Raw genomic sequence first — 737 nt, forward strand, 5'->3', positions numbered from 1 at the left:
GCGTTGAACGTTGGATCCAGTGTAGGGGATCCTCAGGGAAGCAGCCGCCAGCGGGTCAGCCTATTCTGCAGGTGGTCTGCCCAGCTTGCCGAGATCCCGGCAAAAGCTTCATCCCTCTCCAGATCTTGCAACAACTGCCGACCCAGAGGTGCCAGACGGTACCGGTCGGTGATCCCCTGCCCATCCACTTCCCGTCGCAACAGCCCTACCTGAATCAGCCACATCAGCTCCTGATCCACCCGCATTTCCGATAACGGGCGTCGGCTGTAGCCCGCTTGAACGCCGGCCCAACCTGCAATCTTTGCCGGTGGGATCCCTTTTGTGCTCATGGCCTGCAGCAAGGGCAACCGAAAAGGGCTGCAAATCCAGGCACGCCAAGCCCTTCTGTACACTGACTCAGAGTCATGGAGCATGAGGGACAAGGGGAGTCCTTATGTTCTTATTCAATTCTGTCAATGGCCGTTGAGCAGCAGGCTTGTTACAATAAATTACGATATGTTGATCATCCTTGCCATTGTTGTCCTCCTGGGATTCTGGGCGCTGCGCTTGATGGAGCAGGCTTTTCAGAGTCAGGAGTTCTCGCGCATGTTGGCAGGGACACTGGTGGCTGTGGCTGCCGGCGGCGTCTTGACCTGTTACTTTCTGATGAGCGATACCCTTCAGATGTTGTTTCATCTGCAAGCGCAGTCCCCCTCTTCCTACTCTCAAGATCTGCTCTCCGATTTGAGCTGGCTTGA

Annotated in this window: 2 protein-coding genes; one reads left to right on the forward strand and one right to left on the reverse strand. The window is 55.9% G+C overall.

Going from position 1 to position 737, the window contains the following annotated elements; translation table 11 throughout:
• Positions 1–32: 32 nt before the first annotated feature.
• Positions 33–413 (reverse strand): Npun_F0494 family protein, encoded by a 381-nt coding sequence (locus NW819_RS13905; RefSeq protein WP_011433445.1) that lies wholly within the window; start codon positions 411–413, stop codon positions 33–35.
• Positions 414–495: 82 nt separating this feature from the next.
• On the opposite strand from NW819_RS13905, the gene NW819_RS13910 reads away from it, so the two are divergent.
• Positions 496–737: hypothetical protein (locus NW819_RS13910; RefSeq protein WP_414414108.1), on the forward strand; the 242-nt coding region annotated here is incomplete at its 3' end.

It is taken from the genome of Synechococcus sp. R8-2, assembly GCF_047461715.1.
In the GTDB taxonomy this organism is placed as follows: Bacteria; Cyanobacteriota; Cyanobacteriia; order Thermostichales; family Thermostichaceae; genus Thermostichus.

Excerpts from the sequence above, each read along its gene's own strand:
- NW819_RS13905 (WP_011433445.1), bottom strand. The coding sequence starts at position 413 with ATGCTCCATGACTCTGAGTCAGTGTACAGAAGGGCTTGGCGTGCCTGG.